Annotated in this window: 25 protein-coding genes; 3 read left to right on the top strand and 22 right to left on the bottom strand. The window is 54.0% G+C overall.

Annotation, left to right across the window (positions count from 1 at the left end):
- Positions 1-65 precede the first annotated feature (65 nt).
- The 3 genes from ACOJWD_RS08785 to ACOJWD_RS08775 all read right to left on the bottom strand — a co-directional run bounded on the left by ACOJWD_RS08785 (position 66) and on the right by ACOJWD_RS08775 (position 3,224).
- Positions 66-347, bottom strand: a complete 282-nt coding sequence (locus tag ACOJWD_RS08785) for a hypothetical protein (protein WP_486992850.1) — start codon at positions 345-347, stop codon at positions 66-68.
- Between the two features lie 185 nt (positions 348-532).
- On the bottom strand, positions 533-1,078 hold the full coding sequence (locus ACOJWD_RS08780) for a GNAT family N-acetyltransferase (RefSeq protein WP_486992849.1): 546 nt from the start codon (positions 1,076-1,078) through the stop codon (positions 533-535).
- A 325-nt stretch (positions 1,079-1,403) separates the two neighbouring features.
- Positions 1,404-3,224 carry a hypothetical protein gene (locus ACOJWD_RS08775; RefSeq protein WP_486992848.1) on the bottom strand — a complete coding sequence of 607 codons (1,821 nt, stop codon included), beginning with the start codon at positions 3,222-3,224 and terminating at the stop codon, positions 1,404-1,406.
- A gap of 784 nt (positions 3,225-4,008) precedes the next feature.
- Here ACOJWD_RS08775 and ACOJWD_RS08770 point away from each other — a divergent pair.
- The 3 genes from ACOJWD_RS08770 to ACOJWD_RS08760 all read left to right on the top strand — a co-directional run bounded on the left by ACOJWD_RS08770 (position 4,009) and on the right by ACOJWD_RS08760 (position 6,693).
- A complete protein-coding gene (locus ACOJWD_RS08770) occupies positions 4,009-4,674 on the top strand; it encodes a class II aldolase/adducin family protein (RefSeq protein ID WP_486992847.1) in 666 nt (221 codons plus the stop codon).
- A gap of 107 nt (positions 4,675-4,781) precedes the next feature.
- The gene (locus ACOJWD_RS08765; protein WP_486992846.1) at positions 4,782-6,260 is read left to right on the top strand and encodes an MFS transporter; all 1,479 of its coding nucleotides are present in this window, start codon (positions 4,782-4,784) and stop codon (positions 6,258-6,260) included.
- Positions 6,261-6,324: 64 nt separating this feature from the next.
- Positions 6,325-6,693, top strand: a complete 369-nt coding sequence (locus tag ACOJWD_RS08760) for a PadR family transcriptional regulator (RefSeq protein WP_486992845.1) — start codon at positions 6,325-6,327, stop codon at positions 6,691-6,693.
- Here the strand turns inward: ACOJWD_RS08760 and ACOJWD_RS08755 are convergent.
- The 19 genes from ACOJWD_RS08755 to ACOJWD_RS08665 all read right to left on the bottom strand — a co-directional run.
- Complete coding sequence (locus ACOJWD_RS08755) at positions 6,690-7,031, bottom strand: rhodanese-like domain-containing protein (RefSeq protein WP_486992844.1); 342 nt, start codon at positions 7,029-7,031, stop codon at positions 6,690-6,692. The two genes, ACOJWD_RS08760 and ACOJWD_RS08755, sit on opposite strands and share 4 nt — an antisense overlap.
- A 146-nt stretch (positions 7,032-7,177) precedes the next feature.
- Positions 7,178-7,768 (bottom strand): class I SAM-dependent methyltransferase, encoded by a 591-nt coding sequence (locus ACOJWD_RS08750; RefSeq protein ID WP_486992843.1) that lies wholly within the window; start codon positions 7,766-7,768, stop codon positions 7,178-7,180.
- A gap of 1,523 nt (positions 7,769-9,291) precedes the next feature.
- On the bottom strand, positions 9,292-9,672 hold the full coding sequence (locus tag ACOJWD_RS08745) for a P-loop NTPase fold protein (protein ID WP_486992842.1): 381 nt from the start codon (positions 9,670-9,672) through the stop codon (positions 9,292-9,294).
- Positions 9,673-11,245: 1,573 nt separating this feature from the next.
- A complete protein-coding gene (locus ACOJWD_RS08740; RefSeq protein WP_486992841.1) occupies positions 11,246-11,755 on the bottom strand; it encodes a hypothetical protein in 510 nt (169 codons plus the stop codon).
- Between the two features lie 19 nt (positions 11,756-11,774).
- On the bottom strand, positions 11,775-12,239 hold the full coding sequence (locus tag ACOJWD_RS08735; RefSeq protein WP_486992840.1) for a hypothetical protein: 465 nt from the start codon (positions 12,237-12,239) through the stop codon (positions 11,775-11,777).
- An 18-nt stretch (positions 12,240-12,257) separates the two neighbouring features.
- The gene (locus ACOJWD_RS08730; RefSeq protein ID WP_486992839.1) at positions 12,258-12,497 is read right to left on the bottom strand and encodes a hypothetical protein; all 240 of its coding nucleotides are present in this window, start codon (positions 12,495-12,497) and stop codon (positions 12,258-12,260) included.
- A 195-nt stretch (positions 12,498-12,692) separates the two neighbouring features.
- A complete protein-coding gene (locus ACOJWD_RS08725; RefSeq protein WP_486992838.1) occupies positions 12,693-13,013 on the bottom strand; it encodes a hypothetical protein in 321 nt (106 codons plus the stop codon).
- Between the two features lie 228 nt (positions 13,014-13,241).
- Positions 13,242-13,805 carry a hypothetical protein gene (locus ACOJWD_RS08720; protein WP_486992837.1) on the bottom strand — a complete coding sequence of 188 codons (564 nt, stop codon included), beginning with the start codon at positions 13,803-13,805 and terminating at the stop codon, positions 13,242-13,244.
- Positions 13,806-14,103: 298 nt separating this feature from the next.
- Positions 14,104-14,355, bottom strand: coding sequence for a ubiquitination-like system serine protease family protein (locus ACOJWD_RS08715; protein WP_486992865.1), 252 nt, complete (start codon positions 14,353-14,355; stop codon positions 14,104-14,106).
- Between the two features lie 52 nt (positions 14,356-14,407).
- Entirely contained in the window at positions 14,408-14,767 is a 360-nt protein-coding gene (locus ACOJWD_RS08710) for a hypothetical protein (protein WP_486992836.1), read from the bottom strand.
- 38 nt (positions 14,768-14,805) lie between these two features.
- Positions 14,806-15,846: a DUF6791 domain-containing protein gene (locus ACOJWD_RS08705; RefSeq protein ID WP_486992835.1), complete on the bottom strand. Its 1,041-nt coding sequence runs from the start codon at positions 15,844-15,846 to the stop codon at positions 14,806-14,808.
- A gap of 113 nt (positions 15,847-15,959) precedes the next feature.
- Positions 15,960-17,921, bottom strand: coding sequence for a DUF4365 domain-containing protein (locus ACOJWD_RS08700; RefSeq protein ID WP_486992834.1), 1,962 nt, complete (start codon positions 17,919-17,921; stop codon positions 15,960-15,962).
- A 59-nt stretch (positions 17,922-17,980) separates the two neighbouring features.
- On the bottom strand, positions 17,981-18,877 hold the full coding sequence (locus ACOJWD_RS08695; protein ID WP_486992833.1) for a hypothetical protein: 897 nt from the start codon (positions 18,875-18,877) through the stop codon (positions 17,981-17,983).
- A gap of 78 nt (positions 18,878-18,955) precedes the next feature.
- The gene (locus tag ACOJWD_RS08690) at positions 18,956-19,690 is read right to left on the bottom strand and encodes a hypothetical protein (RefSeq protein WP_486992832.1); all 735 of its coding nucleotides are present in this window, start codon (positions 19,688-19,690) and stop codon (positions 18,956-18,958) included.
- A gap of 220 nt (positions 19,691-19,910) precedes the next feature.
- Positions 19,911-20,777, bottom strand: coding sequence for a hypothetical protein (locus ACOJWD_RS08685; RefSeq protein ID WP_486992831.1), 867 nt, complete (start codon positions 20,775-20,777; stop codon positions 19,911-19,913).
- Between the two features lie 496 nt (positions 20,778-21,273).
- Positions 21,274-21,489, bottom strand: a complete 216-nt coding sequence (locus tag ACOJWD_RS08680) for a hypothetical protein (RefSeq protein WP_486992830.1) — start codon at positions 21,487-21,489, stop codon at positions 21,274-21,276.
- 3 nt (positions 21,490-21,492) lie between these two features.
- The gene (locus tag ACOJWD_RS08675; RefSeq protein WP_486992829.1) at positions 21,493-22,008 is read right to left on the bottom strand and encodes a hypothetical protein; all 516 of its coding nucleotides are present in this window, start codon (positions 22,006-22,008) and stop codon (positions 21,493-21,495) included.
- Positions 22,009-22,174: 166 nt separating this feature from the next.
- Positions 22,175-22,456: a hypothetical protein gene (locus tag ACOJWD_RS08670; protein WP_486992828.1), complete on the bottom strand. Its 282-nt coding sequence runs from the start codon at positions 22,454-22,456 to the stop codon at positions 22,175-22,177.
- Positions 22,457-22,619: 163 nt separating this feature from the next.
- Positions 22,620-22,804, bottom strand: a 185-nt coding sequence (locus ACOJWD_RS08665) for a hypothetical protein (protein ID WP_486992827.1), incomplete at its 5' end; no start/stop codon positions are given.

Below are 22,804 nucleotides of genomic sequence, written 5' to 3'. Positions count from 1 at the left end.
CGATTAATCCGGCCTTGGTCGTGCGAAACCCGCATGCTTCCACGTAGAAGTCTTCCAGATGGTCTTCAAAGTCCACATGTAACCACTCGCAGCCCGCTTCGCGGGCCCTTGGTACGCTCCCGGTCAATCAATTGCGTGGCAAGGCCACGGCGCCGCTGATTAGTCGCCACCATGGTATCCAGTATGAAGGCGTAACCCCCACCGTCCCAGGCGACATTGACGAACCCTCTATTCCAGTCGTAATCGATAATTAAGTGGTCGAACGCCTCCGGGTGCAACCTCTGGACTTCCGTATTTTCGAAACAGCCACGCCAAACATATTCGGTTGCAGATTGCTGGTGAGCCAATGCCTCGTCCTCCTCAGAGGACCCTAACTTCGCTCATCACACGACGTCTTTGGCTTTTATGATTACCCAGTATTCTTGAGCAATGACCTTTCTCCTCTTCGATCATACCCATGGCCCGATCGCGCCGAATGCAGACTCGCCCCCGTTAGTTGCCTAACAGGGGCGAGATCTTGCGACGAACTTGGTTAGCTGGCCACGAACTCGGAGCGGAGAAGGCCCATGACGACTTGATCCATCGGCTGCCCGTTCACGAGGGCGGCATCACGCAACCGTCCCTCAATCTGGAATCCCACCTTGGCGTACGATTTGATGGCCCGCTCGTTGTCAGCCCAGGTATCCAATTGAATCCGGCGTAATCGAAATCGATTGAAAAGGAAACGGCATAGGGTCCGCACGGCATCGGTACCGTAGCCTCGGCCCCAATAGGACTTGTCCCCAATCATAATGCCCAGCACGGCGGTTCCCGCGACTAAATCCATGTCCCGGAAACTCACTTCGCCGATGAACACACCGGATTCCGTAAAGATCCCCAGAATCCCGGACTCTTGGTGTCGATCAGTTAAAATGGCCTGATCGAACCGGCTCATGAACGCCTCTTCCGGGACCAGGCTGGACTGATGCGCTTCCCCCGTGGCCCAATACATCACCTCATGATCCCGACGCCAGTAATAATAGGTGCGCCACATATCCCGGGTAAAGGGCTGGAGCGTCACCTGATTTCCTTGTATCAACCGAAGTCCTCCCTGAGGGAGGTCCTGACCGTCGCCACCCCGCCGTTGGAGTTACGCCCCGTGACCGGCAATCTCAGACACTCCGCGATTTGAAACTCCCCGCCGTTCTTTCTCGCGTCCTGGAATCCACTCGTTCATGATTTTTACCATGGCCATCGCCTCCTCATGCGGTGCTTCCATCATAACGATGTTGGCCTGTCGCGGAAAGTTGCTGAAGCAGTTTCTCCCCCGAAAGCGCATGATTAACAACACAAAATAATATTAGCAGGCGAGAGAGAGCAGCAAGAAGCTCATTGACAAGAACAGGGTTCAAATGGCGGCAGGCCTAACTTAACAGCGACTCGGCAGCATCAAAGGCCTCGCTAATGGAACGGGACCAAATTGTGACCGGCAGCCCAGCATGATTTTGAAAATGGATGAGGCAGGACGAGTTAGGTCCCCCCATTCCGTACTGGGCGCTAACTGTAATTTGGCACGTGCCCGATGCCCAGGCGCCGACCGGGTTGCCCGTAGGAGGAAGTTCCTGCAGCACATAGGCAACGACCGCGGACAAACTCCAAGCCGATCCCCGGTGGGTGAACTGTACGACGTAGCGGAAATGGCCCTCCTGCCAGGTGGCCGCCCTTGAATCGATGGTGACCGCCACACCGTGAATCTCCTCCGTCTGGCCCTGCACGGCCACGAACGTGGGCGTAGCTGCGTTGCTCCCTTCTTTAAGCTGCAAGTTGGGAACCTCGGTGTGGTTGGGACCTACGCCGGAAATGCCGACCGTGAGCCCCGTGGCCGACGTGGTTGCCTGGGACCGTTCACTGGGCGTCTGCACAGGCCAATATGCGGGCAATGAGGCGCCTTTTGGCACGGACACCACTAGCGCCGTGGGCCACGCCGGGCTGACCGGCTGCGTCAGGGATACCGCCTTCGTTCCGAAATCCACATTGCCACGGGCAATCTGCAAGGGAGGGATTCCATTCGGATTGGGTAGCGACACACTTTGGGTTACGCCGGTCCCCAGATGATACACGAAGCCCTCAAAGCTAAAATTGCCGATCGGGACAATGGCGTCAGTGCCGGATTCCCATGCTACTACGCCGTCCGCGGCTACAATTTCAGAAAAGTCCCCGCCGGTATCGTGGAGCTGTGCCAGAAGCCGGGCAGCATGGCCGGGTTCGATCAGGTACACCGGATCGGAGACGGGCTGGTTCATGCCCGCGCCTCGCGCTGCAGCCTCAACAATGGCCGTACCAGCGGTCACCAGAATATTGTCCGGGAAATTGTAATAGCCGCCCTGGGCTAACAGGGCCGGCACGGTGAATGGCACCGAACCCACCAATATGGCAGAATCCGGGTTAAGCACAGCCCCCTGGACCGGAATGGGAGCACGATATACGGTAAACGGACCGCCGGGAACGCCCGGATTGAGGTTCGGACCGGGTTCCACGCTCATCACAGGAGGCTCCACCCAGTAGATCTCCCCGTGATAAGTGGTTGCCGGTACATCGATACCCCGCGCGGATGCCGGAATCCGAACGGCATAGACGGCACTTCCCACCTTTACGGTGGTCGTGATCCACCTGGGCGCCGGGGCCTGCGATCGCGTCAGAGAGCCTGGGCTGAATGAGTTGGCCACCGTGGTGACCATGCCTTGCCACTGCGCCTGTTCCGTCGCCGGATAGGTAATGTGAAGCACGTACTGTTTAGTGGGTCCCAAAAACATCTTGGTGTAATAGATCGTGCCGCCCGAGGTGCCAGACACCACCAGCCAATCGGTGCCCCGCGCGTGGTAACTCGGATGGTCTGTGGCCATCAATTGTTGCAAGGTCGACGAGACGGTGGACGAGGGCACCACGGCGTCATACTGACCGTAGGCGACAATTTTGGCGGATCCAGACGTCCAGGTCGCTCCATCCCCATCGGGCGGGGGTGGAAGCTGAGCGAAGTCGCCGGGAACGCTCACCGAAAACGCCCACGTACTATTGTGATACGCGAAATACCCCGATGGAGAGGTGGCCGCGGGGGTAGCTTTGGATGACGTGTGATGACTTGTGAAGCCTGTCGCGTTGACGACAGGCGCGGGACGTGTTCCACATCCGGCCAGCGCGGCTCCTCCGAGTAGAACCAGCGGTAAAACTGCCCTAATCTTCTTCATCAGGGTCCTCCCATGCAATGCGACTCTTATGCTACTCTAACGCCTCTCACACGAAAAACGTTACACGTCAGGGACTTGTTACCACAGTGCGGGTGTAAGTAATTCCATAGGCCGAGCCTAACTACACTTATGCCCCCGTTTGTCCCGTAATCGGTCATGGCAACCTTACCGAATAGAATCTAAGCCGCAGTTCCATAAAGCCGATTTGATTGTTGGCTTGCGCTAGTGCGTGGGATTAGTGCGTTCGCGGTTCCGACTGTCGTTTCCGGCATGATACTATATCCTAAAATTATCCTGAAAGGAGCGAACTGATGGCGTATGGCACCCACGTCGATATTTCATGCAGCATCCTGGCTCACTATGACACCAGTCATTCGAAATCATCTTTCATTTCGCCAGAGACGCAGACACTGATCCTGTGGGTCGTCGATGGCCTTGGCTATACTCTGATGGAGCAGGAGATCAGTCAGGGACTCCTGCGGCACTACAGCCATCATCCGGGGAACCATCAACCACGGCGGCTGGGCTCGCGAGCATGACATTCGCCGCCCCGCCTGCTGACGTTCCCGTCGCCGTGCTCGAAGCATTATTTTCTCTACCCGGGTCCTTCTGATACGACACACCATCCTACCGACCCCGAATTACACCGCAGCACTGAATTGAATTACCGGCATTGCATATAACTGATAATTGCAGTATACTGTAATTAGATTAACGATAGTTTTGATACTGAACGGACAAAATAAACGCGATACCGTGATGAATTACAAGGGGGAATTATGTTATGCAAGAAAGCGATGCACGCCGACAAATCGTCAATGCCGCCCATTTACTCGCCCAATCCGGAATGCTGTTCCGAGGCGAACACGCTAATCTTTCTGCTCGAATCGACGATCAACACATATTGATGACCCGTGGGGGATCAATTGCCAATCTATCCACCGATGATTTGGCGATTCTCGACTTAAACGGCAACATCGTCAACGGAGAATCCATGGACCCGACGATGCAAGAAATTATTCAAATGCACACCCGCGTCTACAAGGCTCGGTCGAGTGTGGGAGCGGTCATTCACACACACGCACCCCATGTCACGGTGTTTGCCGTTGCCAATCAGCCCATCCCGCTAGTCTACGAACCACTCTTGCGATTTGGCGTGACCGAACCCGTACCGGTAGTTCCTTGGGCCCCGCGCGGTTCCGAAAAGTCCGTGAACGGCATCATTGATATTGTAGAGAAACATCCCGGCTTGCCCGCTATCATGATGGCTAATCATGGAGCGTTGGTGTTCCATCAAGATCCGATGAATACGGCGCGCTTGTTGGCAACCTTAGACGAAACCGCAGAACTTGTCATTCAAGCCAAGGCTATTGGTGGTGCTAAGGAGCTTCCTAGCGCAGCTATTGAAGAGGTGCGTGAGCGAATGGCCGCCTTCGGAAGTCGTCGATAAGTTTCAGCGGATACGACGACAATCCCTCTTTCTCGATTCGCCATTGCACGCCGTCCCTTCGGGGGCGGCACTACTTTGAGGACTGTATGGAAGGATAGACATCACCAATGCCTGGATCGCCCATTCATCATGTGCCCGAACGCGCCCCCAAACGATCGATGGAGCTTAGTGGTCGCGCACTTTGGCTGAGCTTTGCGGCCGCCACCACCGGTACCTTTATGGTGAATTTGGATTCCAGTGTCGTCAACGTGGCGCTACCTGTTCTGCAACATCAATTTGCCTTGTCCATTGAGACCCTGCAATGGGTGATCACTGCCTACCTTTTAGTCATTACCGGGCTGCTCCCGGTGACAGGCCGGCTTGCCGATGCATTAGGTCGTCGTGAGGTCTTCTTGGTGGGTATTGCTGCCTTTATTACTGGCTCTATCTTCAGCGCCCTCGCGCCGACCTTTGGGGTATTAGTCTTAGCGCGAGGATTTCAGGCGCTGGGCGGCGCCACCATTATGGCCAATGTCATGGCTATCATCGCTTTGGTCTTTCCTGTGGAAAAGCGAGGACAAGCTTTAGGCATGATTGGCTCCGTGGTGGCAGCTGGCACATTGGCTGGACCGCCGCTCGGCGGTCTTCTCACGGCCTGGTTAGGATGGCGGAGTATCTTTTGGATCAATGTTCCCATTGGCCTTTGGGGATTGTGGGGTTCGTGGCACTATCTGCCCCGGTTTGCTCCCGACGCCGGGTCTGAGCTCAAAACGTTAGACTGGACAGGCGCTGTGTGGTTTATGGTTCTCACCTCGCTTCTTCAATTTGGTCTGGCTAACTGGCATCGAGTGTGGGGGATGAGCCTCTTTGTATTGGAAATACCGGCAGTGTGGGGCTTCATTCGCTGGGAAAATCGTCGCGGCCAACCGCTCATTCCTTTACGGCTCTTCCGCATTGCCCCGTTCTCAAAAAATCTCATTTCAGGCATGGCCTATTGGGTACTGATGATGTTTCCTTCATTTCTCCTGCCCTTTTATCTCCGTTATGAACTTCACCTACCCGTGAGTCTCATCGGAGTGAGCCTTGTTCCGCAAGCACTGACCATGATCATCGTGTCACCTTTAGGAGGACGTTGGCTGGACCGTTCCGGGGTACTCCCTGCCGGTCGTGTGGGTTTGGGTCTCCTGATGATCGCCTCTGCGTTATTTGCACTCCTTCCCCGCCACGCATCGCTATGGGAAGTGTGGGTTATTCTCGCCATCGTCGGCGCCGGGGCAGGATTATACTCCTCTCCTAATAATTCAGCCGTCTTAAGCTCTGTAGGCTCCGGTGATACGGGTCTTGCCTCCAGCCTATTGGCCACCCAACGAAATTTAGGCCGGGCAGTCGGCGTCTCCTTAGCCTCCATTTTACTATCGGTCACATGGATATTTCATGGTCTCGGACCGAGCCCGAGTCATTCCAACACGCTATATCCCCTATGGTTTGATTGGGGCTTTCGCGGTGCGTTTGCCGCTGCTGTAATCATCGGATTCATTGGCTTATGGACCCTGACTGCACCGGATTCAGAACAACTAAGGCATCAAAAAACCAGCGAGACGCCATAAATCGCGTACACTAATAGCCTTTTATGGCGTCGAGCCACACATTACGTCGATAAGGAGTACTCATGTGGCGAACACTAAGAACTATCAAACCGGGAAACATCTCGAAGCGTTTATTCTTCTCGTTATTGCGCAAGAGTCCTTATACGGCGGGGCCGTGATCAGCCGCCTCAAATCCCTATTACCCTCCATCTGGACGGTCGACGACGGGCACGTTTATCGGTTGTTACGCCGTTTAGAGGCGGATGGAGCGGTGGTATCTACCTGGATTTCAGAAGACACCGGAGCCCCTGTTCGCGTATACCAACTGACGGGCCAAGGTCGTGCGCTTCTTGACGAATGGACAGAGGATATCACCCTACGCGTACAGTCTCTACAGAGCTTTCTGGACCTATGGGAGGAAACCCAACCCTCACGAACCCCCACACCTCACTAAGATGTGGTGGGTTTACGCGATTGACGCCAAGCGTCCATCCCGCCTTTTAAGTGAGAGACATGTTGAAATCCCAATTTGAGAAGTGTTGCAGCGGCCGCTTGACTCCGATGTCCGGTCTTACAAATAAGAATCACATGGGTGTCTCTGGACCATTTTTGGGCAATATCCTGCTCGTGACCCAGCGGTATCGATATTGCCCCGGGAATGTGCCCTTGAGCATATTCCCGAGCCGTCCGCACGTCGATGATGACCGGACCCTGCGACAGTTGGTTCTCTACCGCATCCGCCGTCAGGTCCAACAACCCCGCCGGATGTTGCAACAGCCTGAATAGATTCACCGACATCCTCCTTTCACGGCTTGTTTATTGTCCTCAAACACTCGTCGCGATCCTAGGGTCCCTCCTTGAGACGCATTGGTGGCTACAGATACTGCACCCGACCGAAACGGCCTGCCTTGTCTCCTCGACCCGCCGTATCGTGGCTCTTAGGGCTTTTGCCACACCAATCCCCACGTAACCGGTCCGGGATCAAATGATTCCACCAGACGAAATCCCCATTTTATCGCGTCTGGAACAATCGCTTCCGCACTGACGCGCCGTTCTAAGGGAGGGCCTGCAGGCGTCTCTATCAATTTCCAATCGACAATCACCCATCGGCCACCCGACTTCAGCATGCGATAGGTCTCTCCCATCGCTCGAACACGATCGCCCATGTGTAGGGCTACGGTATGCCACACGACCCCATCCACAGTGCCATCAGCCACAGGGATCTTTTCGGCATATGCTTCGAGGGAGATTATTTGATGCAAGTTCCGGCTACGCGCATCGTCCGCTAGCGCATGAACCGCCTCGCCGCTCGGATCAATGGCCCACACTTTCCCATTTTCACCGACCGCTTGCGCCAACGGTAGGGACAACCATCCCAGTCCCGCACCGACATCGGCCCAAATCTCACCAGGGTGAGGAGAAAGTGCCTCAATCACCGGTTCACGCGGCATCCATTCCTCCCGATTGCCACTTAATGTACGCGACAACTGTTCTCGGCTCCATACGTGTGAACGCTCTTGATATTCCACAGAATTCCCCCTACATGTCCGTCACATACTCGACGACGTCCCTCAAGGTGTCATCCCTTGACTTTCCTCAAGCATCTCAGAACCAACGTGTCTAGTGTACCGCCAAACTATCCGATATGCAGTGCCCAATCAATAATGTATCAGCGTCGCTAGTATTATACTGTATTTTACATCAGTCTGTTTATAACAGTATAGTGATAAATTATAACTTGGGATACTGACGGCTCTCGAGTATTGTCTAGCCCCCTCTACGGACACTATAACGAAGCTCATCAATACCCACAGTAAGGAGCGTTTCAAGAATCGAGAACATCAAAGAGCAAATCCTGAACAAAATCGCCGAAGAAGAACGTAAGACAGGACGTAAAGTCGTTCTTCGCCGATATCAATCCCAGGTTAGTCAAAACCCAAGGTGCCTTTCATCAAATTCCTCGCGAAGACAATCCGCTGGCCCCACAAATGTTGGCCGCAGTAAGTCTAGCGGCAGCCTTTGCTAGTCGAGTGCCCATGTGCATCAAAAATAATATGCGAGCTACGAAGGACGCGGGACTCTCTACGGATCAGATCGGTGCCATTATGGCTCTCAAACCCAGTTCGTGACAGGGACATTCTCGGACCTCTGGAGTAGTTAGATGTTGCTGCCCGAGCTATCGCACGACCGAAATCCGCAGGAAGACGTCAAGATCACCCTTCGCCTGAGCGGGCCAATCCCGCCAGTGAGCGTCCAGCATACGATTATGAAAAAGCGAGGTGAGGCACAGGACCAGCGCTCAACGTCTACCGCTACGGTCACCTTCTCCTGCGGCCAACATTGGGTCCTGAACTTGCCATGGGACTTTGCCGAATAACCAATTGGCGTCACGTTATGGTATCGGCATCGGGCCAAGCTAGGGCCAAATTGTGTGGCGGCGGATGTACCACGCACGTCGAAAAAATCGCTATAGAAAAAACTGCCGAATGCCTCCCGGTTTCCTCAAAGAGGTGATGCAGTTTAAGTCTTTTTTCTATTGTATCACCCTTTTTTCAAAGCAGGGCCGACCCGATGCCCATATGGGTAATGCCAAACGCCGGTTTCCCCCGGCGTTAGCGCAGAACTTCACTACAGAACTTAGATGTGGATCTTTTTCTAACGCACCAAAAGTAAGAAACGACAAGAGGCCGATGGTCGCCCGACCACCCTTCCCCTTAAACGCCTGCGACGACATAGCGCCCCACTTTTGCCCTTCCTCATCCTCTTCAGTGCCAGATTATGATGCTACTCAGTGCCAATCATGTTACTGGTTGTACCAAAACATGATACGGCTGAAAACGATCTTTTTTCTAACGCACCAAAACGACATCTGGATCAGATAAACAATCCCATTCGGAATGGAATCACACAAACCTTGATTTCCCGTGCGCTTCGACGGTCGAAGCGCACGGGAAATCTCTTTCGCTTTCTTACAAGCCCCTTCCGGCGTATTAATTAATCCATTTCGCTTTCGACCTTCTCATGGACCTATAAATAGGGCTTGATCACAACCTCACTCAGAAGACCTTCTTACGCAAGATGGTAGCCCTTGCTGCGCGCGCTCGTTTAACGCCCCGGATGTATTTGGAGCCTTCATCACCGTCGCGAACTGAATTAAAAAATCCGACACCAAATCCTCGCGATGCGACGTTATCCATGGCTGAAACTCCATGACGATGGGCTTCTCAGGCTTGCTTCTCTGGGCTAGTTGGTTTTTCATTAGATTCAATACCGAGCTCTTGCCAGATCCCCATTGTCCGTACAGGCCTACTACAAAGCAGTCAGACGATTGGTAATTCATCAAAGCATCGGCAAGTCTTTTGGAGAATATGCCTCGGGTCAACTTATCTTGATCATTGGTGGCTATCGGTTTACCGCTCGAAAACAAATGCATCCCCCGCTTTCTGGATGACTACTCGGTGGATTACCTCGTTGCGCAGTTATGCCGCACCCACCTGCGCGGCATACGCTTTCCGCATCACCGCATGGGTTCTGCTCGGCCTCCGCATCGTTGAATCGCCGATGCACGGTTCTCATGCCGTTGCACGCGATCAACCGCTTGTACGACTCACAAAATTCGACTCAGCCACCGGATTGTAGTCGTTCCTCATCGCGTGCGGGCATGTCCTGAGATTAGTAGCGGCCGGCTTGGCTCTTCATCGGGTCCGATGACATACCTCTCAACACTGTATTGGAAGATCACTCAGCGCATTGTTGTAGACGCCGGTTTTCCGGCGGTAGGTCAAGATGCTCGCTCAGATAGCGGCACAACAACTGGTTTTCCCACGTCAGCGCGTCATCCTTCTGGAATACGTTTACGAAAGACAACTCGTAGTCGCAGGTGGTCATGATCAACTCGTGAATCCGCTGGTTAGTTCGTTGGGTAGGTTCGGGAGAAAAGTATTGTCGAACGCGCTCCCTCAATCCCCCCGCATCATTCCTTGCCGAGTCGATGTAGGCAACGTCCGATTGCCCGTTGCGCCGGTTGAACGAAGCGGTTCGGTGGCGCAATACGTAGACACCGAACCGGTCCGGCAGGTCTCGTAGCAAGGTTCGTTGGTTCCCCGAATCGAAGGCGTGCCATTGAAAAAAAACCTTCGGCACGCAGATCTCGACTGTTCATGCACACCATACCTCCTCGTCACTCACCCTAGGGCGGCCGCTCCTCCCGGCACGACTGGTATCCGACTGCCCAACGGCCGCCATAGCGTTATACCTGACCCCTCCGGCCCTCTACAGTTAGCCGAGACCGAGCACCCCGTCCAATTATTCCGATCGTTGTTGTTCGGGCGGTGCCGGTGGTTCACTCTCTCCCTCATCTTCGTCATCCCACAACCGTTCGTCTTTGGTTGAGGGATTGCTGCCCGATCTTGAATCTATTAGAGTAGTCTTCTTTCATTTTGCGTAAGGACAGGTCAACAACGAGATTTTCCGATGTACTCGTCCTGATTATTTCCCTCTTGGGCATGCTCCGTGGTGGCGAGCGGCTCCCCTCTTACCTTGGCGAGTATCGTTCGAGACATAGCGCGAAACCGAATCATTCATTACGGCTGCGGTATCTGCTGTTGCCGACCGAGCCTCCGCCCTTCCAACCCGTCAAAGGGCAGTGTTCTCACGTGTTATTCCGTTAGACTGCCCGCCGGAACCTTGTCGCGGTGCCCTTGGATTACTTGCCACCTCCAAGACGCTATGACGGGGTACCCGTCGACTAAGTTCCATTGCGGTGTTAATATCCGCATTGGGCGACGAGACCGGTTCTGGATGGTCTTTTTCATTCCCATTCCGAAGCCCCCCTTAAAATCCCGGGTTCCTCGGCTGATGGATGGTACCAATCGGCTTGAGTGGGAGGCCTTCTTCCCTTCTTCGGTGGCTAACTGCTGCTCGGCGGTAAGGGACAAGGCTCAAGTCGACAGGACCAGAAACCCAGGCTCAGTTCCCATGACGAAGGTTCTGGCAATTCAACAAGGTTAGATCAGTCCGCTAACAAACAGGAGCTCCTGTACAACGTCACGGATGGCAGGGGCATTCTTTTCCACGTCTTGCCGTTGAGCGACGAAATACCGACTGTGAGCCGATTTGTCTCCAACGGCCTTAAGACGGGGCAAGACCTGCTTGGCGGAACGACTCAAGTTCCACTTTCCCTTCAGCAGAGCGTCGACCAATTGACCTAGCATGAAAAAGTTGCCTTCCGAGTCCTTAATGAGCTCACTTTGACCAGCCGATTCAAAGACCTCAATAATGAGTGTCTCTAACAAGCGCCGCAACATGACGTTGCAAGCATCATAATATCCACTTTCATATGACCCGTTTGCCTGCTCGATAATCCGCCCAATGTAGGTGTGTTTCTTGGGTTTCAGTGATCGCGGAATAATGGCGCTACTGACTGATATGCCTCCACCTTCGGGTGGTCCCAGCAGGGGCACGTCCGCACGGAAGGACTGTGTCTTTATTAGCCAATTCTTAACCACCATTTCCACTCGGTTATCGCTCTCCATTTTACTGATTAACGCTCCCAAAGAGGTGCTTACGCATGCTTGCAAAAATTTGATCAACTTGCTCTGCCGTCGCGTCGGATGAAATGTGTATTTCCATGTTGATGTGAACAACTGGCGAAAATTCCGGTGCAGGTCCCAGAACGACCTGCCCCACGGGGGCAGGTGATGCCTCCGGGGTAAGCTGTTTGTCCATGGTCTTTGGGTCTTGTACTTCGCGTCCATGTTCTGATTTGGCGTACTGATCGGCGCTGACGGAGGTCAGCGCACCATAATGTACTGCCGACTTCAAAAACACTGAAGTACACTGATTTAAGGCATCCCCTGTTAGTCGCAGATACCGAGTACCGAGCGTTTCGATTAGTTGGGGGCCAAATTGGGATGGCGGTAGGTTGTCATACAGTTCCCGGAATGGGTCTATCGACAAAAACGCCTGTCGCAACGCCTCATCTGCATTCTCTTCTGGCAAGGGATGCGCTATCTTTTGCTACAGTTCGGTGGTCCGAATCTTCTTTCCTTCAGATTGTACGAGACCGAAATATTTCGCCGCGGCCAGCTTCTGCAAAAACGAGGAACTCTTAGCCGATTCGCTAACAACATGCGCGATTGTTTCCGTGGGTACGCCGCCAGAAGGCCCGTACGCCGCCTTGGCAATGAGCGTCGCCTCTTCAAGAGAATACCGGGGGAACTTTAGCGTTGAATTCCCCTTTCTTGCTTCCTCCACCATCCATTCATCACCTCACACCCTAGTTCGACAAGACATTCTACATTTCCTGCTAGTGCCTTGGTGGCATAGAAACTCGCATGCGCTTTCACCTATGCTTCGTCTGTGGCGAACGTAGGCTCAATTCGCAATACCGCCTGGAAATTCCTGCCCAAATGACAGCGAGAGACTCCTTGCGGAGCCTCTCGCTCGTAACGCTCACGTTAAACGATCAACCCACGGCGGACCGTAATGCGGTAGGTCCACGCCATAGAGAAGCGGGGCTGGAACTGTATTGGGATGTCGAAAGCGACGAGAAAGGGGGGGATTGATCCACCTCTTACACGACTCGATAACCCACGGGAGGACAAGTATTGCAAAGACACCGATCCACCAATAGCGCAGAATGGTACCGACATCGCGGATGACGGCACCTGCAGCGCCGCCCATGTAAATTTCCAATGGGACAACGATCACGTAAAAAACCAGCATCGTGACAATACGGCTCCGAATAATCGGAGGTTTTCCTTGATTCATCATGCGACATCTCCCCGGAGGCGGTTCCGCACCCATAGATTGTCTCCTTTCTTGGTCTTAGTTCGGTCGGTGACGTGTACAGTTGGCAGTGCAGAATTCTCCCTAAGGAAGGGGTTTAATGGAGTGGGCGAACGGCGGCGGCGCAGCACGATTACGTGCCCCACCGCCCTGGGCGGGTCGATATAGAGGTGGTCAACTATCCTCTCGTTGCCATGAACTCACCGCTCTTAGTCAGTATCCAACCAAAAGGACGCCCTTAAGGGGAAGTTGAAGGCGAGCGCCAGCGTATATAGCTTGAAGGTAGTCGCGGATATAATCGTAGGGTTTTTCTTTCGTCTTACCGTACCGATATTCCTTAGGTACTGCGAACACCGCGTAGTCGATCTCCATGGCCATGGACAACCTGATAATATTTCGGAACGCCGCGCCACCTCCTTGAGCTCGGCTCGCCTCGATTTCGACGCCAATATGTGCGCCGCGATTCAATGCATCTATTTCGAAGAAGTTCTTCTTTCTATTCAAATAGGGCAGTCCAACCGGAATTTTCCGGCTTTTCGATTCCTCGACTTCGTATCCCATCGCTATCAAATCGGGAGCCAGTATTCCGAGCACTTCATCACTTTTTTTATGTTTACCTGCCGTAGTATCTATATCGTTTTCGTGATCCCTAAACATTTTGACGATACCTCTAACCCAAATAGGTTCATTCTCGGAGATACTGAAGTACTTGCTGTATGAGTCGTTGTTCACGCAATCAACCCTTTCGGCGCGCGTATACACGCTTATATTCAACATGGTGACCTCGCCCACTACTCAACACGATGGCCTAAGAACGAGCGGGGCCTCACGCACGGCAGTCATCAATGGGAAAGTACCCTAGTTGCTGGCTGGAAGACCGATTCGATACGGCCCACACAAAACGCCGATCACTTTTCGATAACTACCGGCCCACGAGCCATATCCATAACCTAGACAGCCAGTTCCCAGACTTCTAGGCCCCTTCAAGCGATGGATTTACCACAGGAAGCTGCCGCTCTCGATTTTCATAGTATCGATGAATATCTCGTGTATCCCGCTCCAGTCCTGCCGCAATCTAGTCTTCACTCCACTGCTCCGCCCATCGGATTGAGTTGTTCGTAATCCAGTAATGAGACCGACACGGAAACTGCCAATTTCCAATCGAGGGCCAAAGCGACACTGAGTCGCCATCGAAAAGCAAATGCCACTGCGCAGGTCTTATGGGAGTAACAACCTTGCTCCCACATCCGCACGCGCATCGGTGGACGGCTGTTCGGTAACGAATGGAAACGTACAATTTGCCCTCCTCGGGATCGGAAGGCAGCATGTCGATGAACACATGGTCCAGATTTGTTTGCTTCACTCCGCCCGATCCTCACTCACCATCTGGTTGCGTCCAACAACATATGAGCTGAAGAATTCGTGTTTTCGGTCGATGTAGAAACCCATAACTTTTTCCACTCGAGGACGGCCAGAGATGCATTTAACATGTTCAAGTCTGCGATCTGAATGTTCCAATCATATTCGTCATCATCCGGATCGCCAAAGGATATCCTTTCGGCTACATGCGAACGATGTCCATCCGTGCTGGTGGTGACACGGACAACGCCCCCAAGTGAGTCATCCTTCCGATAGACCCCGATGCCGCAATCGACGAACGGGATTCCTTGGCTGTCCAGATAATCGATAATGCTCCTTTTGGCAGAGCCACCATCGAGCGCTAGGAACACAAAGTTCATCCCGCGTAGCTCATCCACGTTCGAGGGCGCAATCTGCATCACATGCGGAATAACGTGGCGGTGCATTGGATCATACTTGGCAAAAAGATACTCGACCTTCTTTGGTTCTTTGGCATCCTCGTCAACTCATCAAGGGACGTGGCACCGGGCGTCCGAAAGGCATTGTGAGCATACAGGGTGTCTTCATCGTACAAGTGAATTTCCCCGACGGGCGTTTTAGCAACCAAATCTAAGATGTACGAACCGGTTCCCCCTAGTCCAACAATCGCTACCTTACCTTGCATCAACTTGGCGCTGATTGCGCTGATCCCAGCACGACTTGAGGCCGCGTCCAAATACCGGAAGACCGATTCTTCTGCCGTGGTGGAATGCGCAGGATACGTTTGCGCCGTGACCGTGGAGTCAATGGCTCGGGCAAATCCTGACAGAATCCGAACATATGCCGTCATCTTATTGTAGTAGTTGTCGTAAGCACCTGATGGTGGCTTACTCGAAAAGGAGCAAGTCGCCCTGAGATCATTTCCAAAGTTTGTCGCGGTCCGCTGATTGATCACGCGGTCTAGCTCGCACCCATGATTATCGCAGGGAAATTCTCCAACGAACCAAACTTCATGGGTTCGTGGTCTAATGGTAGAAGCTCCATTCGTTGATAGTTCGGAAACCAATAACCCATATGCAATCGCCAGCTGAGGGGTCACGTACGGCACATGTTTGACGAGCAAGTTGGAGTCCCGAATCTCGATGTCATAGCCGTCATCCACCAGACGACGAAGATCTGGGCTATGACTAGGCAACGTCTTGACGTCGACAAGGCGAATCACCAGGTCGCCGCGATCGCGGCCAGTATGACGACGCACGCACAGGCCCTCCGGCAGGTCGTGCCCGTTGATTAAGGCGTGAATCACCCGTCGCCATTGAGCCCGGGAATGAGACGCGGGATTTGGGACCCGCAACACACCCCCTGCCTCTTGAAGCCGCGCTAAGAGCTCTGCACCACTGCGAGCAACTCCCAAACCCTTGGCGTGAGACGCCGCTGGGCGACTCGGTTGCCCCTGATCAGACGTCGTTCGTTTTCTCACGATGGCATCCCCCTGACCCTCCTACACCGCCGGCTTCTGGGCTTACCGAACGGAATTCCCCGACTTATCAAAAAATTCTTTGAGCCGTATAGATGCGCCGACTCTCCTGCCCACTAGCCTTCTTTCGCAGATCTAGGACTTCGTTGGTTGCACCCCAAGCACCACTGTGCCTTGAACTCTCTCAGCAGCTTCTCGCGGTCATGCCCTGGATATAACGAGTAGTAATCGTAGACGTTGCAATGGTATTTGCGACGCGGCGGTGAGTCCTGCGCTCGGGGTGCTTGAGCTTCGACCATATGGAGATGCTGACAATACGAATCCCGTTCGTGGGCATCCGCAATCAGCCAGTCCAAATCGCTTCTGGCCTGAGATTCTTTGAACCCCATCCTGACGAGGTGTTGTAAGTAGAGATTTTTCATCGGCCCTTGCATATCCCGCAATAAGCTGTCCTGTGACGGTCGTCGGTTAATCCAATCGATAATCCCGAAAATTGTGTGGCCGGACAGAAATGTTTGGGCCTTTTCGACGGTTGGTCGAAGACTGTTGCGCTCGGAGTTCCGCCGTACCTCTTCCGCTAGCATTTGCGCTTCACTCTGTCTCCCGATTGCGTTGAGCAGCTCTGCAACCAATAACTGTGCCTCAAGTTGATCGTCGACGTCGTGTAAGGCCGTCAGTTCTTGCTGCGTCGTCCGCACCCAATTCAATTGCCTCTCTAACTCACGCACCTCGGGTGGTGTTAATGCTGCACCACTGGCCGCAATCGCGTTAGCCATAATCATGAGTTCCCCGCGAACGAGGGCTAGACGAGCCCTGGCGCGATATCTTAGCGGTAATTGGTCATCGAAAGCCATATCCACGAGACGGTTGGTCCATTTTTTCAGGCCCTCATTCACCGATCTCATCCTTGCTTCGAGATCGATTGTCCGCGGCAGAAATCTCGCAGTCAGCATGAGCGAAGTGACTTCCCGAATACTGCATTGCACATAGACTTCTGCCAAAGTAACTTCGCACTGGTTCATAAGGGCAGGGTGATTGGATACTTTTCGAGCAGACTCGATCGTTTGGCTGAGGCTTTTCAGAATCCCATCTGTCCGGGTGTCATCCCCCGGTTCGGGCGCCCAATGTAGCTGGACAAATTCCCGACGAAGGCGGTGTAGACGCAATGTGATTCCTAAGGGCGTGCCCTGACTGATGTTCTCCAGGTCGCAAAGTTCGGCATAATAACTGTTTAAAGTAAGGAATCCCTGAGAGAATCGGAGGATTAACCGCAGGAAGCTGACCATGGGACCCCATTCGACCGCCGAAAGTTGAGAATCATCAATATCCCGAACATCTGTCCAAGCGGTCGTATAATCCCCGGCATGAAATGCGACGTATGCCGAAACTGCAAGGAATTCCATATCTAAACGAGCAGCCTGCTGTGGCACCATGCTGACCCAGTTGCGGACGAGGCCAAATTGCCCTATGTTAGCTAACTGAACGCCGAATTGTTTCACAAGGTGGATGGCATTAACGGCCGTGACCTTTTGGGTGTCCGGGTCATAGCTAATTTGCACGGCGGTTGTGGCCTCATCCAAAAAGCCATTGACCTCACTCAGCACCCGGTAACGTGTAGACACATCCTTGTAGATGGTCTCGAATGCATGCCGGTCCAAACGTTGGGTGAACCGATAGGTCACAGTTTCTTGCCGAAGGTCTTCGATGAGGCCGACATGGTTCTCGACATGACGACGAATTTCATGCACCCACGCCCACAAGAACTCGTTTTCGTCTTCTAAGTATATAATCCACACAGATCTTGGAAGATGGTTACTGAGATAAGTTAGAGTGGCCAATTCAATCGCATAACTAAGCGAACCATCTTTATTGTACTTCGACCTGGCTTTGCTCTTAAGCTGCCCATGAATCGTTACGTCCGTTGGCCAGCTACCGTCCGCCACCAATTCAAGTGCTACATCCCTACCGTAGTCAGGAGGTTCCCCCCCTCGGAACACGAAGAGGTCGTCCGGCACAATGTACTCCAGAGCCTTTCGGGAGCGATCTTCTTGGACATGACTGGGTGGCCGTTTAGGCAAGTGGGGCAGAGGTCAGTCCTCCTTCGGTGTAGCCGTAGAGTTACGAAAGGTCACTGTCACTAATACGCGGAACTCGGCCCATAGGCATCGTAGCACTGTCGGAAGAGTTCAACGAGCGCAGCCCGCGACGGTTTGGACGATTCCAAATCCTCGCGTCCTACCAACACGACGTAGTATCGCCCCCGGGCATTGTATCCAAGACTATTCAAACCGGCGGCGTCGAGCTGACTATCGACGGCGTTATCCCGAGGGATATGCGCTTCCAGTCTCACTCGACCGGTTTTCTGCGGCTTAAAGGCCACGAAATTACGGGCTCGGCCATCTTGCGCCAGTCCGATGTAGTACTTTGTATAGCTCAGCTCAAATTGGTCGTCGAGATGGGTGTTAATCAACTCCAACATAGCATCCGTCAGGGCGACCGTTGCTTTGGTTCCCCGTTGCTTTTCCCAATAAGCCCGATCGGTCGGCTCCTGGATTTCTTCGTCCTCGCCCGTCAATCCAAGCGGCAGGACGTCATAAACCTTGGTGAAATGTAATCCGATCTTGCCATCCCACTCGAATGCGCTCATTTGCAGAGCGACCAACGGGATAAATCCGTTGAAGAGGCCAATCACATTCAGGAAGCGGCTCGTGATATCCTCCGCCACCAACACGGCGGTATGCTCATACTGGGGGTATCGTCGCCGTTCAATGTCCCAGTATTCAATCGTCCGGATGATGTGCGACTCATCGGATCTCCCGAGCTGGACCTCCACCTCGTACCGCCCCACACCTTCCGGCTCTTGAAACAGCAAATCGAGACGGCCGCGTTGAACACGCTCCACATCCTTAAGAATGAGGTCCCCCAGTCCCAACAGTGCCGGATCTCCCGCAATGCGGTCCTTAACCCACTGCTCATTGATGTCGGAGTGGTCCCTCAGCGTGACCGGATTCAGCTTTTCATACTTTAATGACATCATTTACCTCCCTACTACGACCCCAAATGTGTCGAATTCGGCTTCCGGCCGAGATAGACCCGCGACTGCCTTCTTCTATCACCCCACGTACTGCACCAAACTGCTCACGAGCGCGAGCAGCCATTGCTCGTCAGCGGCCGTCCACTCCGGCTGTTGGCCGCCCTCTGGATGCAATTCGGTATTGAAGCAGTCCCTCAACGATTGCCAAAGGTTGTCCAACAAGCGGCGGCGTACGTCGTCGGGTGCCCACTGATGGCGATCGGCGATCACATCCGCCACATGGCGCTGTTTGGTCGCACCCAACGCTTTATTGATCATGTTAAAGACACCTCGGAGGGTCGACACGGAGTCCGCATAGCGTCCATGTTGATAGGCACTCCACGCGCGATCCCACTGTCTGGCAATCGACTCTTCGCTTTCCGGAAACTGCACTTCCATGACGCGATACCGGTCGATGCCCCAAGCCGGGAGAATGCTCTGGACCCACGTTTCGTTAGATATCTCAAAGGTGACACCGGTCCATTTAGAATCCCAGAAAACCGCGACCTGAGACCACAGGCCAACCGAAGTCGGCCAACCGCCCTCACCAAGGGTCGACTGCTGACCGTCAATTCCCCGGACCACGATCACTCCGTTGCTGGCATTGATTAGGCGGAATTCGGTAAAGTCTTCGGTGTCCGAGGCCAACTCACTCGCCCACACCTCCATCCGGTCGGCGCGGGCGACCAGCTTACGTGGAAATGCCGGGCCGAACGGCTCACAGGCCGTCGCTTCAGCGACCAACTGCTCCCCATGGACGCAGCCGCGTTTCACCACGCAGACAGCCCCCTTTCACTACTACGCTCTAAGGTTACCACGAGGTCCACGAAGAACGTCCACATTTGCGGAGGCCGCACGTCTACCCGCCTACGATACTCTTCTGAAACAAGTCAGGTCGGGCCGAGTGAGGCCCAGAAGAGATGGCCCCCCTACGGATCCAGCGACCTAGAACGGGGATTCACGAATCCATCGTTCGCAGTGGGTTGGTCTTGTGTCAAGTCCAGGGGATGCATCGTCGCGGTATTGAAAAGCCCGGGCCGGGGTCGGCCTCCGCAATCTGCAGGCTCTCCGATTTTCGGCAAGTGTATCTTAACTGATTACAAAAGTAGTTATGGTACCGCGCTAACCACATGTACTTTTCGTACACGCGCGAATTCCCCGCGAACTTCTGCAAGTTAGACTCGACCGCTGCTTTGTGTGTGAGAAGAAGTGGATAGGCATCGTCCAGATACCCCTCGTCTTCCTCTCCAAGTGTTGTGAATAGATAATTCACAAACCACCTGCCATCATCATTGTCTACCACTAATTCCCGCGTATAGGGATCTGCCTGGTCTACCGTATAGTAGTTCATATGATGTTTGACCAGGTCAACAGCCAAGTCGCTTAGGATAATCCGTGGATATTGCGCGTGATTTGCTTCCAGGTCGTGGGCTTCAAGGAGGGCGTTGCCGAAAGCGAAATCCGCATCGGCGTAAAAATCACCGACAGCAATTCCTCCTCTTACAAGGAATCCCTCTGACACCAAGTTCCATTGATACGCGGCCAGGTCTAGTAATGTGGACCCCATTTCCCTTTCGCCATCATCCAAGATGGGTTTCCCGAGTACGATGTTATCCGTGAACGCCTTCAATATCCATGAAATCGCCGTCAGAGAGCGAAATTTAGCATACTCGGGTTTCAAGGCCTTATGGAGACGGACCAACAACTGATTGCCTCCACCTTGCTGCTTAATCATGTCGGAAAAACCCATGATGTCTGCGAAACATACCACGGAACGCAACACTTCAGGGTTTGCTGGGTCATATCTTAGAGTTGTTTCGATGTCAGTGCCGAAAAAACCCGTAGAGTCTTCCTTGCTCATGTCTTCCCGTCCCCTTTGTGAATTCAGGGCTAAAGTCCGATCGCTGGGTATGCGGTCGTTGCGCAACCACACCGCCGGATGCCCAGCCGTTCCAACCCATATAGTCGTCCCCACACGCACCTGCTCCCGGTAAGTGGCTGCCCCTCCCGCTGCGTAAGTTGCTGGCGAACCGGTCTGTGTGGCATACGAAAGCGCGGTCACTGTCACGAATATACGCGAGCAACTCCGTCACACAGGCCCGCCTTCTTGCCTAGTGGTCTAACGGCGCTGAGTCGATAACCTTGGTCCGCAGCGTGGCCGGCATATAGCTCGTTGCCCGAATCGCGGATTCCATACGCGGTCCCGCTGGGCTGTCCTACCACCCCCACCGAACGGAAGGCCAGCCCCAAAATTGGTAGCCTATGGTTGAGGGGGATACGGAATAAGGCTGGGCGCCATAGCTTCCGCGAGTGCCTGAGCCTGCTGCGCGATGCTGCCGCTGGCACGATGCATGTCCTTAGCGATTGTCTGCGATTGTCTCACGATCGGGCCCCTCTAGAACCAGTTGACTCGCCCCCTGTAACGACGGGGGTACAATGGGCCCACTCCCCATCTGGTCAATCATGATGGCACCACAGTCACGGCACCGGTAACGTCGAAAGTGATAGTAGCCCTTATAGGGTTCAGAGACCAGTCGGTTCTTGCCAAACGGCTTCCAGTCATGTCGCGGCATGTCTTAATCCCCTTCCTCTACCTGTCTTAGTTGGTCCAACGTCATAATGGTCACTCCCAACGCCGTGGCCGCCCCTTGCCAATACCGGTCCGGAAGGCGAGGCACGATCAGGATCCCCGATTCCGCCGCCGCACTGGCCATAACGCGACTGAGTTGGTCAAGCGCCGCTCCGTAACGGATCGTGCCATGCGACCGAGTCTTGACTTCCACCAAGATAGGCCCAGCCCGGCCTTTAACCACGAAATCAACCGGCAGACCGGTCTCAGCCGGGAGCGCCCGATACCCTTTGGAGGCAAAAAACTGAACGACTAGGGAATCCACATCCACGTCCTCGCCGCCGGGTGTCCGGTCGTGCGCATCTCTAAGTCGGGCCGCCTCCACGCAAAGGGTTTCGTCACCTAAGGACGCGAGATATGCGTCAATCGCCGAGCGAATGACCTGGGTCTGCGACCTGCGTAGACTCCGGGCAAGCATCCGAATGATTTCGACATCGGCCCGTCTCGGTCGAACCATGGACATCTTATTCGCCTCCTGACGCTAGCTACTTTATACGTTAGCGTATATTAAGTCAAGTGAACGAATGGTCTTTTGAACCTGGCCAAACCGCGCGGTCAAAATTCTCCCTACGCCCATGGCGAGAGGCTCCCCCCGGAGCCTCTCGCTGTCAACGTGCGTCTTTAGACCATTAACCCACGGCGTGGGGCGGTCGCGGTCGACGGGGTCGGGCGATTCGCCCTGTCATCCTCAGTTGACCTTCTTCACTTACCCGCCTCAGCAGGTCGGGGGTTAGTGACGCCTCACCATGTCCACCATATTCCTCCCGCTCGATGAGGCGCATCTGAGCCCTCGCGTACAGGCGCACTGACACGCTAGGATTGCCATCGCTGTATTCGTGCAGGGCTTTCGACAGCGCGTCGGTCAAGGGTGTCTCGGCCCGCGTGTATTGAAAGGGCCAGATGCCGCGCACGAAGGAGTGCCACTCTTGTCCTGTCCGCCGAAACGGAACGATTCCCACTCAAACAAGGCCACGCGACTCGCAAAGTCGACCAATAGGTCGAGTATACGCGGCGTCCCGACTAGCAGGAAGGGAATCCGCCAGGCCGTAAGGACACTGACACACTGATGCAGTGCTACCCCGGGCCTGTGAAGGACTCCGTCCCAGCGCAATGACGTCCATATCGTCCAATGCGATGACCCGGATGCGATGCCGCACAATTAGTGTTAAGTCTCAGACTTATTGACAGTCCCAGTCTCACACTGTATGGCAGATCGAGGAGTAAAGTTAAGGGCTGCTTAAGCAGCCCTGGAACAATTT

The organism is Sulfobacillus sp. TH-112 (assembly GCF_057473405.1).
The sequence above is the reverse complement of the archived record's forward strand: the minus strand, read 5'-3'. Positions and strand labels throughout refer to the sequence as shown.